A 15,315-nucleotide genomic window follows, 5' to 3' on the forward strand; every position below is an offset into this window, starting at 1 on the left:
TCGACCGAGAGCCGTTGTCTACTGAACGTCCGGGCCCCACCCGGGTCGCACCCTCCGCCGGGAAAAAACCTTCCCTCGCCCCCGAGGCGCGGGCGCGGAACCTGAGGTTTGGAACCGGTCGGACGTCCTGTGGTGGACGCGGGAGAACCTACCGGCCCCCGGCCGCTCGCTGTCAACACTCGCTCGACCTGCGGAGATGACCGATACGGCCAGGTCAGTGGCGCGATCGTGCAGGTCGACGAGAAGCCGGTTGATCATCGATCGGCGGTACGGAATGTCCCGACGTCACTCGTTCGGCCGGTCGAAGACCGTTTGTCCGAACACCACCGTGCGCAGGCAGACCGGGAGGTCGCGGCCGGGGGTCAGATCGGGCAGACCGGGCGTTCCCGAGCGGGGGTCGGTCGACCAGCGGGCCACCCGGTCGTCCGGGGCCTGGACCACGAGCTCGTCGGTGCGCCAGACCGCGTAGTCGGCCGGGGCGCCGGGGACGAGCGTGCCGGCGTCGTCGCGGCCGACGGCCCGCCAACCGCCCCGCGTGTGGGCGGTGAACGCGGCGCGGACGGAGATCCGGTGCTCGGGGGTGCGGTGGAAGGCGGCGGCCCGGACCGTGCCCCAGGGGTCCAGCGCGGTCACCGGGCTGTCGGAGCCGAAGGCCAGGGGCACGCCGGCACGGAGCAGTGCGGCGTACGGGTTGAGGGTGCGGGCCCGCTCGGCGCCGAGGCGGTCGGCGTACATGCCGTCCTCGCCGCCCCAGGCCGCGTCGAAGGCCGGCTGGACCGAGGCGGTCAGGCCCAGCTCGGCGAAGGCGGCGATCGTCTCGGGCGTCAGCATCTCGGCGTGCTCGACGCGGTGGCGCGCGGCGCGGACGCGGGCGAGGCCGAGCTTCTCGGAGGCGGCCCGGACACCGTCGACGACGGCGGTGACGGCGGCGTCGCCGATGGCGTGGAAGCCCGCCTGGAGGCCGGCCTCGGTGGCGGCGACGACATGGGCCGCGATCGTGGCGGCGTCGAGGTGGGAGACGCCGGTGTGGCCGGCGTCCTCGTACACGTCGTGCAGGCAGGCGGTGTGGGAGCCGAGCGAGCCGTCGGCGAAGAGGTCTCCCGCCGCGCCCACGGCGCCGAGCGCGCGGGCCCGTTCGACGTCGAGGTCGGCCCAGTAGCCGACGACGCGCGGGCCGGGCTCGGAGCGGGCGAGGTCGAGCAGTCCGGTGAAGTCGCCCTCGGAGGAGATCTCCGGTCCGCCGCACTCGTGCAGGGTGCCGATGCCGAGCGAGGCGGCGTGACGCCGGGCCGCGCGCTGGGCCTCGGTGCGCTGGAGGGGCGAGAGGGCCGCGTAGGCGGCTGCGCGGACGGCGTGGTGGGCTTCGCCGGTGAGCGGTTCGCCGTCGCGGAAGCCGGCGAGGTCGCGGATGCCGGGGACGAGGTCGAGCAGGGCGGTGGTGACGACGGCCGAGTGGACGTCGACCCGCGTGAGGTAGAGCGGGCGGCCGCCGGTCAGTTCGTCCAGTTCGTCGCGGCGCGGAGCCCGTCGCTCGGGCCAGCGCGCCGCGTCCCAGCCGTGCCCGATGAGGATGCGGTCGGCGGGGCGGGCGGAGGCGTGGGCGCGGATGAGCGCCGCCGCCTCGGCGAGCGAGGAGGCGGAGGAGAGGTCGAGGCCGGTCAGTGCGAGACCGGTCGCCGTGGTGTGCACATGGGCGTCGACGAACGCGGGGGTGACGAGCGCGCCTTCGAGGTCGACGACCTCGTCCACCCCCGAGGCGAAGGCGTCGGCGGCCCCCTCCGAGCCCACCCAGGCGACGTGCCCCCGTTCCACCACCATGGCGGTGGCGAAGGGGTCGGCGGGGCTGTGGACTTCTCCGCCGCGCAGCAGGACGGTGCGGTGCTCGCTGTCGAGGGTCTCGCTCATGGTGACCAGGCTAGATGCGCGGCGGGGCCCGGCCGAACGCCGGGCCCGCGGACCGTCGGCCGGGGCGCCGGACGCGGGGGGCAGAGCGCCGGACGCGGGGGGCAGAGCGAGGCGTTCAGATCCGGGGCGGCCTGGCTTCGTACGGGGTCGACAGGACGACGGTGGTGCGGCTGGAGACGCCGGCCTGGGTGCGGATGCGGGTGAGCAGGTGTTCCAGCTCCAGCGGGGTCGCGACGCGCACCTTGAGGATGTAGTTCTCGTCGCCCGCGACGCTGTGGCAGGCCTCGATCTCCGGGATGTCCGCGAGCCGGTCCGGAGTGTCGTCCGGTGCGCTGGGGTCGAAGGGTTTGACCGAGATGAAGGCGGTCAGCGGCAGACCGACGGCCTCCGGGTCGACGACGGCGGCATAGCCGCGGATGACCCCGCGCTGCTCCAGACGGCGGACGCGCTGATGTACGGCCGAGGTGGACAGGCCGGTGGCCTTGCCCAGGTCGGTGTAGCTCATGCGCCCGTCCCTGACGAGCAACTCGACGATCTGACGATCCAGCTCCTCCATGCGGTCAACCTATTGCCCCGCGTGGTCATCGGCACAGCCGGGGGGCCCGTCGCTATAGGCGTCTATGGGCATCCGCGGGGCACCTGCGAGGGGCATGTGACGAACGCCACAGGTTTGTGGCCAGCTGGATCGAGACCTCACGGTTATGCGGGCGGCCGTATGGGAATTGCTTGCTGTGGTCGAGGCCATACGTACTTCGGTCGACCCACCCGAGGGGGAGATTCTCCATGCAGGAGCCTGTTGATTCGGTCGAGACAACCGACGAGCTCGACGCCTACGACACGTTCGAGATGTACCGGGTGATCTGCCCGGACTGCGTCCAGCCGATCGCGCTGCTCGCGGACGAGGACGTGCTGCCGGAGCACGCGCTGTGCCCGACGCCCTGGAACCCGTTCGTGCTGACGGTCTGCCCGGGCACCGGCCGGGCCGCCTCCGACGCGCGCCCCGCCGACGAGACGCTGGAGGTCCAGGAGCAGGACACCGCGCTCCTGCTGACGCTGCCTCAGGGTCTCGACTGGCGGACGCAGCCCTTCTCGCACGTCGGCGGTCCGGGCTCGCGTCCGATCAGGGTGCCGCAGATGCGGCGCGCGGCGTAACGACGCCTACCAGTAGCTTCCCCGCACCATCGCCGCGAGCGTGGCGTGGTGCAGGATCAGGCTGTCGGCCTGTTCGGCGTTCACCGGCACCTGTACCTCTCCGAAGTGCGCCTGGCGGTACGCGACTCTGAGCATCACGATCGCGTGCCGCAGCGCCGCGTAGAGGGTGTGGAACTCCATGTCGCGCGGGGTGTGTCCGGTGAACTCGGCGTACCGTCGCTCGACCGCGTCCCGGCGCAGGAACCCGGGCAGTCCGGGCTGGCCGAAGCTCACGGTCAGGTCCTGGAAGAAGCGGTGCAGGTAGACGGTCCAGCCGAGGTCGACCTCGCGCGGGGCGAAACCGGCCATCTCCCAGTCGAGGACCGCCGCCGGCTCGAAGCCGTCGTAGACGATGTTCCCGATCCGGGCATCGCCCCAGTTCAGGACGGCGGGTCCTTCGTCCGTGGGCCAGTGCGCGTCGAGCCACTCGAAGGCCGACTCGATGAGCGGGGACGGCGCCATCCCCTCCACGACCCAGGCGTAGTAGGCGCGTTGGGCGTCGACATGTCGGCGCAGCGGGCTGCCCGCACCCTCGGGAAGCAGGAACTCCGCCTCCTTCGCGGGGAACTGGTCGTGCAGCCGGGCGAGCACGGAGACCGACGCGACCTCCAGGCGGCCGCGTTCGGCGTCGGTGGCGGAGTGCAGCCAGTTCCCCTCGTACGTATAGGGCATGACGTCCGGCGGGACGCGGCCCTCGGCGCGGGTCATCACGAAGAACGGCGCGCCGAGCGGTCCCGGGTCGCTCTCCAGCCAGAGGACGCGCGGGACGGGGATGTCGGTGTGCTCCCCCACCAGGCGCATCACCCGGTGCTGCCGCTCCATGTCGTAGACCGGGAAGATCGTGTACGCGGCGGGGTCGGCGGCCAGCCGCAGGGCGCAGCCGCGCACGGGGGCCTCGGGGTGCTCGATGTCGAAGAGCAGGGTCTCGCTGGACATCCCGTTGGAGCCGGGCACGGCGAGGCCGGTGACCCGGGCGCCGGGGAGCCGGCCGTCGAGCCAGCCGGTGAGCCGACGGCCCAGCTCCTCGGGGTCGCGGGTGGTGGTACGCGGGCGCGGTGCGGTGGCCATGGGCGGGCTCTCCTTCTTCGGGGCTCGGTCGGCCTCCGGACGCGGGCTGCCGGGGCCGGTCGGTCTCCGGCGGGTGGGCGGCTCGGCCGGTCTCCGGGTGACGCCGGCTGCCGGGGCGGTCGGTCTCCGGACATCGGGCGGCTCGGCCGGTCTCCGGGCGCGGGCTGCCAGGGGCGGTCGGTCTCCGGCGGGTGGGCGGCTCGGTCGGTCTCCGGGTGACGCCGGCTGCCGGGGGCTCCGTCGCCGGGCGTCGGCTGCCGGGCGGCTCGGGCGCCGGTCCTCGGGGTTCAGCCGGCGGTGGAGGTGTAGTCGGTGAAGCCGCTCGGGTCGTGGCGGCCGAAGGAGCCGTGCTCGAAGATCCCGTAGCCGGTGCGCCCTTCGAGCGTGAAGCGGGCCGCATGGTCGGTGACGCCGAAGGTGGCCATGGGATGGGCGGCCGGGTCGGAGAGGTCGTAGACCCTGCGGTCGGTCCAGTTCCGGCCCTGCCAGGTGCCGTGCTGCCAGTCGGCGGCGGGCGGATAGCCGGCCCCCACGGCGAGCGGGGAGGAGGCGAGGATCTCGACGTCGACCTCCAGGGGCTTGCCGGAGGGGTCGGTGAGATGGACGACGGCCCGCTCGGGATGACGCGTGCCCGTGCGGTACGTGATGTCGGTGCGGGGCCAGCCGAGTTGGACGTCGCGCTGCCCCTCCCGTACCAGCAGGGCATCGTTGAGGGTGCGGTAGCCGTCCGCGTCCTCCTGAGCGACGACCATGACGAAGCGGTCGTCGAAGCGCATGGGTATCCAGAGCCAGTGGAAGCCCTCGGGCCGGAACTCGTCGGCTCGGCCCGCTTCCTCGCCGGGGATGGGCCGTACTCCCCAACTGCGGTCGCGGGTGCCGGTCCACTCCCCCGCGGTGACGGTGAACTCCTCGCCGCCCGCCCGGACGCTGCCGGTGCAGTGCCCGGCCTGGACGAAGCGGCGGCCTTCGAGGGTGAGCCGGTCGCCGCGGCGCTGGGTGTGGTGCGGCTCCCAGACGGCCGGGAAGTCGCCGGTCCAGGTCAGGCCGAAGCAGAGCCCTTCGGGGTCGGCCGGGTCGGCGTCGCAGCGCAGGGTGAGCCGCTTCAGGGGCTGGTCGACGGTGATGCGGAGCGGCCCGACGGCGAGGTTCATCCGGTCGTCGCCGAGGGCGTCGGAGGCCCGGACCGCGTGGAGCCGGTCCCCGACGCGCAGGGTGGCGTAGGCGTCGACGACCCCGGTGTTCGGGTAGACGCCGAGCCCGGCGATGAGCAGGGCGCGGCCCCGGTGGTCGAAGACATGGAAGATGCACCGGTCGTAGACGTTGCGGTCGCCGCTGACGTGGTGCTTCATCGAGAGCGGCGCCTGGTGCACGGGGTACTCGTCGAGCGCGACGGGCCGGTCCTCTGACACGTGTGACCTCCTGGTCGGCAGCGGGATCTGACGGTAAGTCAGAACGACTGTCCGGGGCCAGAGTCGTGCGGCCACCGATCGGGCGGGCGCGGCAGCCGGACGGGCCCGGGCGGCTCCCGAACCGGGGTCTGGGCGGCTGCCGAACCGGGGCCCCGGTAGCTCCCGGATCGGGGCTCGGGCGGCTCCCGGACCGGGGCCCGGGTAGCTCCCGAACGCCTCCTCGAATCCGTCTGGCGGTGACCCCGGCCGGGCGGGTCGCGTTGTGCCGGGCATGACTTCGCTGTACACCGCCCCCATCGGCAGCGGACGGCGGCGCCTCGCCGAGCCGCGCCTTGAAGAATCGGTTCCGCAGCCGCCTCAGCCGCCTCCGGCGCCCACCTCCGACCCGCCCATCTACAAGGCGCTGATCAGCCAGTGGGCCAGCCACGGCCGCACGCTGCCCGGTCGTACCGACCAGGAGTGGAACCGACTGACCGCCGCCCCGGTGTGGGCGGACCGCACCGTGCGCGTGAGCGGGGTGAGCGGCACGCTCGTCAGCGGGTCTCTGGTCCGACAAGGTGGCGTGCGATGACCATCCGCTGGATCTGATTCGTGCCCTCGACGATCTGCAGCACCTTCGCCTCGCGCATGTACCGCTCGACGGGGAAATCCGCCGTGTAGCCGTAGCCGCCGAGGACCTGCACCGCGTCCGTGGTGATCCGCATGGCCGCGTCCGTGCAGAAGAGCTTCGCCATGGCCGCCTGCCGTCCGAAGGGCCGGCCCTCGTCGCGCAGGCGCGCCGCCTCCAGGTAGAGCGCCCGGCCCGCCTCGATCCCGGTGGCCATGTCCGCGAGCAGGAAGCGGAGCCCCTGGAAGTCAGCGATCGGCCGGCCGAACTGCCGCCGCTCCCCGGCGTACGAGACGGCGGCGTCGAGCGCGGCCTGCGCGACCCCCACGGCGCAGGCCGCGATCCCGAGACGCCCGGAGTCCAGGGCGGACAGGGCGATCGCGAACCCCTGCCCCTCCTCGCCGATCCGGCGCGCGTCGGGGACCCGTACGCCGTCGAAGTGGAGCTGCGCGGTGGGCGAGCCCTTCATGCCCATCTTCCGCTCGGGCGCGGCCGCGCTCAGCCCCTCGGCGGCGCCGGGGACCAGGAACGCGGTGATCCCCTTCGGGCCCTCGCCGCCCGTCCGGGCCATGACGGCGCAGAAGTCGGCGATCCCGCCGTGGGTGATCCACGCCTTGGTGCCGGTGAGGACCCAGTGGTCGCCGTCCCGGACCGCACGCGTCCGCAGCGAGGCCGCGTCGGAACCGGAGGCCGGCTCCGAGAGGCAGTACGCGCCGAGGAGGCCGCCGCCCAGCATGGCCGGCAGATGGGCGGACCGCTGCTCCTGGGTCCCGTAGTTCGCCAGGGCGTGGCAGGAGAGCGAGTGGACGCTGACGCCGAGCCCGACGGTCAGGCGGGCGGCGGCGAGCTCTTCGAGGACCTGGAGATGGACCGCGTAGGGCTGGTCGCCACCGCCGTACTCGGAGTCGTACGGGAGCCCGAGCAGGCCGGAGGAGGAGAGCAGCGAGAAGAGCTCGCGTGGGAAGTGGCCCGCCGCTTCCTCCTCGGAGGCGCGGGGCGCGATCTCCCGCTCGGCGATCTCACGGACCAGGGCGAACAGCTCCCTGGCCTCTTCGGTGGGCAGCCGGCGTTCCACGGTGTGCGGGGCGCGGTCGGGCATGGCGACGCATCCTCCCTCTCGGGCGCTGCGGCGGTGCGCGCGGGTGACACGGCGCCGCCGTCGGTCACTGCTGCGCCGATGCTGCCCCCGGCGGGTCGCGCGCGAGGGCGCCCGGCGCCCGTGGCGCAGGGAGTATGCCCGTTCGGCGGCCCCCGTCACACGGGCCGGCGCCTCAGGAGCCGGCGCCGCGTCACCGGGGAGACGAGGACACAGGCCCCGTCACACGGCTCGGCGCCGCGTCACCGGGGAGACGGGGTCACATCAGTCCGGCCTGGGTGACGAACATGGCGAGGACGACGACGAGGGCCCAGCCGAGGACGTGCTCGAGGATCTTCGGTCCGTCGTCCTTGGGGCCCCCGGTGCGGGCACGGGAGCGGGCGGCGGAGTGGGTGGTGGCGGTCATGGCGACCACAGTGCCAGCCGGGTACGGCCCCGGGGTAGAGACGTCGGTCACGCCCCCGGGGCCGCGCGGTTCGGGTCAGCGGATGCCGACCGCCGCCAAGGCCTTGCGCTGCGCGGGTGTCGGCCGGTCGGGGAAGTAGAGGTAGCAGACCCCTCCTGTGCCGGACACCACGTTGCCGCTCGCGTTGTACCGCTTGGTGCGGCGCCAGTTCTCCAAATGGGAGGACACCGGTTACCAAACGGCGCCCTCCCGCACAAACATGCAGGTCACAGGCTCGGGCTGCGTGAGACAAATCGAGCACAGAAGCGCTGGTGCTGACCCGGTGCTGACTTCCGCTGGCGTCCGTTCCGGCCCGTTCGGGTGCGTCGTGCTGGATCCGTGTTGACTCGGCACGCCTCAGCGCCCGGCACTTGGTGCGGCCGCTCTTCCTCACTACTGAAGCTGAACTCGTGATGTCGGTGCAGGCTGGCGGAGGTATCCGGCTGGCAGGCTGCGGTCCCAGCGTGGTGCGAGGGCGGGGTGCCTTCATTCAGGAGCCAGCCGGCCGCTTAGTAGTCTTCGGATCATATACAGAGAAGCGGCCCTTGAAATCTTTCCGGGGGCAGGATTACGGAGTCTTCCGTAGGAGCAATCAGCACCTGGTTGCCTCCCTGGATACATGCAGTCCTTGCTGTTCGCTCCAGCGATGTGCATATTCATTACAATCTGCAGACTCACGCCAATCTGTTTGGCCTGCTTCTGGATTTCCACGATTGCTCTAGCCTGCGCCAGATCGTGGGTCGTTGTCTTGCCTCCGTAACGCCCCTTCAGGATCGTGAGTTCGGCATCCGCGAACTCCTTCCGCATGTCCTCGGGCATCTCCTCGTATGGCAGCGGGGCGCAGAAGAACGGGTGCGTGCGGACCTCCAGGCTTCCCGCGGCCATGGCCTTCCAGAGTCGGCCGCCGATCCGGCCGGTTTCACCGGGCGCCTCGGGGAGGCGGCGGAGGCAGTCGACGACGTCCGCCGTCATCGCGTCGGAGACGTAGTACGGGTAGGGCTTCACGTGAAGCACCACCCGTTCGGCGTGCCCGTGTGCCAGGAGGTGGTTGATGAGGACGAGGTCGGGAATCAGCTCACGTCCCGCGTTGTCGCCCACCACGGCTGCGGTGCCCGAGGTGCCGACGGGCAGGAGCTGCCACAGCGTGGCGCTGTCGTCGGCAACCAGCGCCGCGACTGCGGCGTCAGCCACTGCCGGTTCCCCCTTCAAGACCCGGAAGCCGAGGTCTGCGCGGTTGCCCCAGAGCGAGGCTTGCAGGAGGGCCGTGGCCCGCTCCTCAGCCGGGGCGGCTCGCGAGCGTGTCGAGGGCCCGCAACTCCTCGGGGGCAAGCGGCTCGATCACACCGTTGGTGATCTCGTCCAGCAGGGCGTCGAGGGCCTTGTGCTGTCGGCGGTCGTATGGGAAGGCGTCTCGTACCTGCTGGATGAGGGCAGGGTGGCGCTGGGCCAGCACACCCCAGGCGAACGAGCCGGGCTCGTTGCCCAGGACGACGGCCGCACCCACTGTGCCGACCTCGCGAACAGCCTCTTCGCCCAAGGCGCGCGGGGTCTTCTCTGTCGTGGCGCCGAGGCCCTTCGCACGTCGCTCACGCGGCCATGATCCCCGAGGGCATGTCCGCTGTCAGTCCAGACCGCCGGTGGCTTCGAGATGAGCGAGGAAGGTGGCCACCAGGCGTGGACGGGGGACATGGGGCACGAGCGCGTCCGGCAGATCGGCTTCCAGACCCCACTCCGTGTTGAAGGTGATGCTGCTGCCGTCCGGGACGACGCTGCCCCACAACCACTTGACGAACCCCGCTGCGGCAAGGGCCGTGCACTCCTCGACGGCGATGCCTTCCGGGGACAGCTTGGCCATGCCCTCCAGCTTCTCCTCGCCGACCGTGATGCCGAAGTGCATGACGGACCCGCGAACGGGGCCCTCGTCCCCCTCATCGATACGGATGAACGTATCCGTCTCCCGCTCGCGCAGCTTGGCCTCGATACCCTCGTAGGTCAGGCTCCACGTGGAACCCTCGGCGGGGCCGAAGACGTACATAGTGCGGAGTTCGGCCAGTTCGGACGCGTCCACGCGCTCGCTCCCTCGTCGTGTGCTGCCGTTGGTCAGGGTACGTATCGGGCGTAGCCCTTGACGCCGTAGGCCGCCATCATCACGCGCCAGTAGGCCATGGAATCAGCGTTGTTGGTGACCGTCTCCACACCCCGCATCTCCTTGTTGCGCGGGTCGTTGAGAGCGGCGTTGTACTTCGTGAGCTCCTTGCGGTCCTTGTCGTACAGGAAGTCCTTCTTGCCGGACTGGTGGTTCGCGCGGAGTTCGTCGAGCGAGCGACCGACTCGGGCGGACCAGCGAGGCGGGCATCCCGGATCTCGCGCCCGAGGTCCAGCTCTTCTACAAGGCGAAGGCGACCCGGGAGAAAGACGAGATCGACTTCGAAGCGGTGCTGCCGCTGCTCGACGCTTCCGCACGCGCCTGGCTGGCCAACGCGATCAGCGTGATCGCACCTGCTCACTCCTGGCTCAGGCGGCTCCTGCCACTCAGCCGAACGTGAGCAGCGGAACGTCGTAGAGGTCGGGGTTCCTAGGCCGGGTCATCGTGGGCGACGTGACCTCCACGATCAGCAGCTCGCTGAGAAACTGGACCTTGGCACTGCGGAGGTGACTCGTCCTGCCGTCGGCCGACTGGGCCTTCAGGCCGGCGGAGACGTGGTTGTGCGGGAGGATTCCGCCGGTGGCGGGGTCATGGGCGAGGGTGCCGGCGCCGAACGCCTCGACGTTGGTGACGTACGTCTTCGCCCAGACCGGTGCGTCCGGGTCCGCGAGCTTCTCGCAGGCACCCACGATCTCGGCCTCCGCGAAGGCACCGATGAACGAGGGGATGTAGCCCTGCCGTACGCCGTTGTCCCGGCAGAGGGTGGACAGCGCCTCGAAGAAGTCCTACCCGTAGTCGACGGTGACGCCGAAGGTCAGCTCGTGAGCACGCATGCGCGGGTGTCTCCTGATGGGTGGAATCAGCGGGCGGAGGCGGTGGTGAAGGTCTCGCGGACAGTCGCCCCGTCGGCGCCCTGGGCGAGCAGGGCCCGCAGCAGGAGCCTCGCCTGGTACGGGCCGAGGTCTCCGGCATCGATGAGCCCGCGGCCGAGGAGGGGCTGCCTGCCCACAGGAGAAGGCCTACCCCCTCGCGAGGGGGGAGCACTGGTAGCGCAGTCCTCGGCTCACGATCTTGAACCGGTCACGCCCCTGTGCGGAGAAGGGGTTCGGCAGCTCGAAGACCCCGCGGTCCTCGGGGGCGAGGGACGAGGTGATCAGCAGGATGCGGTAGCGACTGTCGCGTGCGTGGCGGCGTGCCGCGTCCACCTCGGAAGGTCCGAGCTCGAACTCCACCCGCTCGGCGGGCGGTTCGCTCAGCGCCTTCACCTCGAAGAGCCGGGTGGTGCCGCGCCATTCGACCTCGAAGTCGTACCCGAGGGCATCGGACGCATCGCGGTCGCCGTTGACGACCGCGGCGTATCCGGACGTCCAGCGCACGTTCGGATACCGGCGCTGGAGCCATGCGCGGGCCGCCACTTCGCCGACGAGGCCGATGGCCGATCGCTGGTCCTCGTTGGTCTGGTTCATCTTCGCAACAACGATGCGCGGCTTGGGGGAACTGGTTCCTGTGCGTGGCCGGGGTACACCCGCGACGGCGTCGAGGCGCACTCTGCCGCTCTGGACGAGGAAGGATTCGCCGACCGACCGCGCCGCCCTGTCCGCGATGGCGGAGAGCTGATCGCGTCCCACCGTGACCTCATCGTCCCCGATAGTGATCGTGCGGGGCGCGGCGCCGTTCGTGGTGCCGGAGCTCTGGGGTCGTTTCGTCGCGTACGCCAGATCTTTCGGGGTCAGGCTCAGCCGGGTGGGGTCCGCAGTCTTCGGCATGCCGTCCGGCCACCCCACGGCGCGCTCCACGGCGTCGAGCAGTTGGTCCTCGCTCAGTGTCACCAGGTCACCCAGCCCTGACCTTTCGACGCAGCTCTTGGACTCGAGGAGTACGGCACCGCGCCAGCCGGTCGGAGGCTCGACGTTCTGGCGCCGGCACCAGGCTTCCACAAGGGGGATCAGGCGCGCCACGAGCGCGTCGACCGCGGACGCGTTGCGTTCACGGAGCCGGTCGACGGGCTGGAGGAGCCCCGGCCGCTCCAAGTCGTCGTTGGCGCCGTGCTGGCGCAGCCACTCCCGGACTCTGCCGCGCATCACCTCCGGGGGCGGAGTCATGAACCGGGACAGCCAGTCCGGGTCCGGCCGGAGGTCGTGGAGCCCGCGGGCCACCATGTGGCGGAAGAAGTCGCCGCCCTCGTCGGCGACGGCCGCGTAGTGCTCGCGCAGTCGGTCAAGAAGGGCATCGGCGTGGGCGCGCAGGAAGTCACCGAATGCCTGGTCGTGGACGTCTGGGTAGGCGTACGTGGAGTACCCGAGTGTGGCAAGTACCGCAACATCTACGTCGACCACGACGCCGGCAAGGTGTCGCTCCGCCGGGACGCGGACGACTGGCTCGCGAAGAAGACCTCTTCCGCCGGAACCCTTGAATCGTACGAGCGCATCGTCCGCCTCCACGTGGCCCCCACCTGGGGACCAAGATGATCTCGCAGGTCACTGCGGCAGACATCGAGGGTCTGTACGCACCTTGGCGCCGGGACGTGGCCGCCCTCAACACCATCGAGTCCCGGCACATAGCCCTCTCGGCGCTGTTCTCTCACGCTGTGCGCCACAGGCGGATTCCCGTGAATTCCATGACGCAGGCCGAGAAGCTGGAGAACCCTGTCATTCCTGTCGACGACAGGAAATTTCCCAGCTTCGACGAGATAACCGCCATCGCCAAGGAGATCGGACCTCGCCTGTCTCCGGCGATATCGCTCATGCCGTATTGTGGACTTCGCATAGGGGAATCTCTGGGAGTCTTCCCGGAGGACATGCGCGACGGCACCCTGCGAATTCGGCGGCAGGTGATTCGCTACAAGGATGCCTCCGGAAAGTACACGCCGAAATGTGCCCCGTTGAAACATCAGAAAGAAGGCGAGCGGGCGCCACATACCCGTGCCCGCTTCCCTTGAGCCGTTCATCGACGGGCTTCCGATCCGGAACGCACGACGTGCGCAAAAAATGGACCACCGCGGCCCTGACCAACGGAGTGTCCATTCACGAGGTGTCTCGCTGGCTCGGACATCGTTCGATCAAGGTCACGGTGGACCGGTACGGCCACCTCACGCAGGACGGCCAGGAGCGCTGCCGTCAGGTCGTCGAGACGACCGTCGGGCCGCACATGCTCACACCAGGCCGAGCGACCGCAGCGCTCGGTGCTGACTTGGTGCTGACTTGACCGGCCAGAAGACGTAGCAGACACCGCCCGTACCGCTTCTGACCTTGCCGTTTGCGTCGTAGCGCTTCGTACGCAGCCAGATGTTCTCCCACTCGCGCCGCTTGTAGACCCGGCGCACCGCCTCGTTGTTCGGTGAGGCGGGGTCGTTGGCGATCACGTCGCCGTCCGCGGTGAAGCCGATCACGGTCATGAGGTGGCCGGAGGTGCCGTATCCGGCGCCGGTCAGCTCCTCCTTGCGGAAGGACTGTGACGTTATGGCCGGGATCCCCGCCCGGATCAGGGTCTCCAGGTCCGTGAGCGAGCGCAGGCGGGTCACGACCGCGTTCATGTCGGGGTAGGTGGCGGCGTAGGCGGCGTTGAAGGGCCAGTTCCCGCAGCCCTCGTACTGGTGGTCGAAGGTGAAGCGCGCCGCGTGGCAGACCTGGGGGTCCTCGAAGGCCGGGTCGACCCAGGCGAGGTCCTCGGCGCTCGGACGGCGCCCCCAGTACTCGACGATCATCTGCGAGGAGGTGGGGCTGCACCAGGCCTCGCCGCCGTTGTCGTACTCCGGGTACTGGCCGACGTGGGTGTTCTGCGAGTAGCGCGGGACGTGCAGCTCGCGGGCGAGGCAGGGCGTGGAGGCGGGCACGGTGAAGCGGTCGGGGATGTCGGACGCCATCGCGCCGAGCCGCCACACGAGGGGGGTGAGCTCGGTGCCGGGCGCCCGGTACAGGGTCAGCCGCAGCTGGTACGCGTTCAGACGGAGCCCGCTCGCGGGGTCGTCGACGGAGAAGGTGTCGGTCCACACCGAGCTCTTGCCGTCGCTCTGGTCGTCCACCGAGGTCCGTCGGATGTCGCCGTCGCCGGCCGCCCAGCGGCCCATGACGTACCAGGGGGTGGCGGTGGCGTCGCTGTAGGTGCCGCGCAGCTCGATCTGGATCCAGGTGCCGGGCGGGGTGTCGGCGTTCCAGGAGGCGATGACCTCCGTGGCGGGGACCGGGGAGGCGTGGACCGGGGAGGTCCAGCTCGCGTACTCCCAGGTGGAGGTCGTACCGGTGTGCGGGTCGGCGTAGTCGGTGACCCCGGCGGGCGTACCGATCACCAGACCGGGGCGGCGCCCGGCGACGGCCCGGGTGCCGGCGCGGTCGCCGCCGCGCCAGTCGGTGAAGGAGACCCAGGAGCGTTGGTCGACGAGCGCGGGTGCGGGCGCGTGGCCCCGGACGCCCGCGGCGGCGGCCGCGGCCGGTGCGGTGGAGGCCACGGAGGTGCCGGCGACGGCGGCGAGGGCCGCGGCGAGGACGGTTCTGCGCGGGGTGGAGTTGGCCATGAGCGGTGACGACCCCCAGTCGAGAGCGACGGAACGACGGCGCCGAGCGGACGGACGGGCGCGAGGTGGGGACCACTATCGCGGCTCGCGGAGCGGTTCTGCCAGCGATTCGGCACGCGTCGCCCGACCAATATTGGTCTCCACCACTGGCACCGTCACGCCCCTGACCTGCGGCGCCTCCGGCCGCCCTCGTTACGCTGGCCCCATGACCCACGGGACCGACCTCGACCGCGCGGCCGACGCGCTGCGCGGCCTGCCGCCCTCCTGCGGACCGGTCCGGCTGATCGCGGTGGACGGCCACGCGGGCTCGGGCAAGTCGACCCTCGCCGGGCGGCTCGCCGCCCGGCTGGGCGCGCCCGTCCTCCACCTCGACGACCTCGCGAGCCACGAGGAGCTGTTCGCCTGGACGGAGCGGATGCGGGACCAGGTGATCACGCCCCTCTCCCGGGGCGAGATCGCGCGCTATCACCCGTACGACTGGAATCTGCGGACCTTCGGCGCACCCCGGGAGCTGCCGCCGGCTCCCGTGGTTCTCGTCGAGGGTGTGGGCGCGGGGCGGCGTGCGCTGCGCCCGTCTCTCGCCGCTCTTCTCTGGATGGAGCGGGGCCCCGAGGAGTCCTGGGCGCGCGGCCGGCACCGGGACGGACCTGCGCAGTCGGAGTTCTGGGACGACTGGACGGTGGCGGAGACTCGCCATTTCTCCGAGGACCCTTCGCGCCCCTTCGCCGACACGCTGGTACGGGAGTGTCCAGAGGGGTACGAGTGGCTCTCCGGGCCTGCCGTGACAGCGGGCCCGCACCAGATCATCACGGAGAGTGAAGGCCTATAAGCGCGGAAATGAGTAGCCGGAAGGCCACTTCCGCAAGTACCTCAACTCCGCTTGACCCAAGGGGCGTACAGGTCCTACGTTCTCAATGTGCGGCTTTCCGAAGCCGCCG

General features: G+C 71.1%; 16 protein-coding genes and 2 pseudogenes. 4 read left to right on the top strand and 14 right to left on the bottom strand.

What is annotated here, in order from left to right; all coding sequences use genetic code 11:
* Nucleotides 1-285: 285 nt before the first annotated feature.
* Nucleotides 286-1,905, bottom strand: coding sequence for an amidohydrolase (locus M5362_RS30510; protein WP_260231076.1), 1,620 nt, complete (start codon nucleotides 1,903-1,905; stop codon nucleotides 286-288).
* 115 nt (nucleotides 1,906-2,020) lie between these two features.
* Nucleotides 2,021-2,461, bottom strand: a complete 441-nt coding sequence (locus tag M5362_RS30515) for an Lrp/AsnC family transcriptional regulator (RefSeq protein ID WP_260231077.1) — start codon at nucleotides 2,459-2,461, stop codon at nucleotides 2,021-2,023.
* Between the two features lie 227 nt (nucleotides 2,462-2,688).
* On the opposite strand from M5362_RS30515, the gene M5362_RS30520 reads away from it, so the two are divergent.
* Entirely contained in the window at nucleotides 2,689-3,057 is a 369-nt protein-coding gene (locus M5362_RS30520) for a hypothetical protein (RefSeq protein WP_260231079.1), read from the top strand.
* A gap of 6 nt (nucleotides 3,058-3,063) precedes the next feature.
* On the opposite strand, the gene M5362_RS30525 is transcribed toward M5362_RS30520, so the two are convergent.
* Together M5362_RS30525 and M5362_RS30530 are read right to left on the bottom strand one after the other, a co-directional pair.
* Nucleotides 3,064-4,164 carry a phosphotransferase family protein gene (locus M5362_RS30525; RefSeq protein WP_260231080.1) on the bottom strand — a complete coding sequence of 367 codons (1,101 nt, stop codon included), beginning with the start codon at nucleotides 4,162-4,164 and terminating at the stop codon, nucleotides 3,064-3,066.
* Between the two features lie 287 nt (nucleotides 4,165-4,451).
* Entirely contained in the window at nucleotides 4,452-5,573 is a 1,122-nt protein-coding gene (locus tag M5362_RS30530; protein WP_260231081.1) for a hypothetical protein, read from the bottom strand.
* Between the two features lie 271 nt (nucleotides 5,574-5,844).
* Here M5362_RS30530 and M5362_RS30535 point away from each other — a divergent pair, with 271 nt between their 5' ends.
* Entirely contained in the window at nucleotides 5,845-6,144 is a 300-nt protein-coding gene (locus M5362_RS30535; RefSeq protein WP_260231082.1) for a hypothetical protein, read from the top strand.
* Here M5362_RS30535 and M5362_RS30540 read toward each other — a convergent pair.
* The 9 genes and pseudogenes from M5362_RS30540 to M5362_RS30580 form a co-directional block, all read right to left on the bottom strand.
* On the bottom strand, nucleotides 6,107-7,279 hold the full coding sequence (locus M5362_RS30540) for an acyl-CoA dehydrogenase family protein (protein ID WP_260231083.1): 1,173 nt from the start codon (nucleotides 7,277-7,279) through the stop codon (nucleotides 6,107-6,109). The genes M5362_RS30535 and M5362_RS30540 overlap by 38 nt on opposite strands.
* A gap of 256 nt (nucleotides 7,280-7,535) precedes the next feature.
* On the bottom strand, nucleotides 7,536-7,682 hold the full coding sequence (locus M5362_RS30545) for an SCO1431 family membrane protein (protein WP_260231084.1): 147 nt from the start codon (nucleotides 7,680-7,682) through the stop codon (nucleotides 7,536-7,538).
* A gap of 75 nt (nucleotides 7,683-7,757) precedes the next feature.
* Entirely contained in the window at nucleotides 7,758-7,910 is a 153-nt protein-coding gene (locus tag M5362_RS30550; protein ID WP_260231150.1) for a hypothetical protein, read from the bottom strand.
* 573 nt (nucleotides 7,911-8,483) lie between these two features.
* A pseudogene (locus M5362_RS30555) lies at nucleotides 8,484-9,225 on the bottom strand (ARMT1-like domain-containing protein); the annotation flags it as partial.
* A gap of 117 nt (nucleotides 9,226-9,342) precedes the next feature.
* Nucleotides 9,343-9,789, bottom strand: coding sequence for a hypothetical protein (locus M5362_RS30560; RefSeq protein ID WP_260231085.1), 447 nt, complete (start codon nucleotides 9,787-9,789; stop codon nucleotides 9,343-9,345).
* 32 nt (nucleotides 9,790-9,821) lie between these two features.
* Nucleotides 9,822-10,184, bottom strand: coding sequence for a restriction endonuclease fold toxin-2 domain-containing protein (locus M5362_RS33235; RefSeq protein WP_260231086.1), 363 nt, complete (start codon nucleotides 10,182-10,184; stop codon nucleotides 9,822-9,824).
* A 69-nt stretch (nucleotides 10,185-10,253) separates the two neighbouring features.
* Nucleotides 10,254-10,640 (bottom strand): annotated as a pseudogene (locus M5362_RS30570) (PCC domain-containing protein); the annotation flags it as partial.
* Between the two features lie 86 nt (nucleotides 10,641-10,726).
* On the bottom strand, nucleotides 10,727-10,876 hold the full coding sequence (locus M5362_RS30575) for a hypothetical protein (RefSeq protein ID WP_260231087.1): 150 nt from the start codon (nucleotides 10,874-10,876) through the stop codon (nucleotides 10,727-10,729).
* 10 nt (nucleotides 10,877-10,886) lie between these two features.
* Nucleotides 10,887-12,203, bottom strand: coding sequence for a hypothetical protein (locus M5362_RS30580; RefSeq protein ID WP_260231088.1), 1,317 nt, complete (start codon nucleotides 12,201-12,203; stop codon nucleotides 10,887-10,889).
* 128 nt (nucleotides 12,204-12,331) lie between these two features.
* Here M5362_RS30580 and M5362_RS30585 point away from each other — a divergent pair, with 128 nt between their 5' ends.
* Nucleotides 12,332-12,805 (top strand): hypothetical protein, encoded by a 474-nt coding sequence (locus tag M5362_RS30585; protein WP_260231089.1) that lies wholly within the window; start codon nucleotides 12,332-12,334, stop codon nucleotides 12,803-12,805.
* A 213-nt stretch (nucleotides 12,806-13,018) separates the two neighbouring features.
* Here M5362_RS30585 and M5362_RS30590 read toward each other — a convergent pair whose 3' ends face one another.
* Nucleotides 13,019-14,377 carry a peptidase C39 family protein gene (locus tag M5362_RS30590; protein WP_260231090.1) on the bottom strand — a complete coding sequence of 453 codons (1,359 nt, stop codon included), beginning with the start codon at nucleotides 14,375-14,377 and terminating at the stop codon, nucleotides 13,019-13,021.
* 205 nt (nucleotides 14,378-14,582) lie between these two features.
* On the opposite strand from M5362_RS30590, the gene M5362_RS30595 reads away from it, so the two are divergent.
* The gene (locus M5362_RS30595; protein WP_260231091.1) at nucleotides 14,583-15,206 is read left to right on the top strand and encodes a uridine kinase; all 624 of its coding nucleotides are present in this window, start codon (nucleotides 14,583-14,585) and stop codon (nucleotides 15,204-15,206) included.
* Nucleotides 15,207-15,315 lie beyond the last annotated feature (109 nt).

Source organism: Streptomyces sp. Je 1-79, assembly GCF_025195125.1.
In the GTDB taxonomy this organism is placed as follows: domain Bacteria; phylum Actinomycetota; class Actinomycetes; order Streptomycetales; family Streptomycetaceae; genus Streptomyces.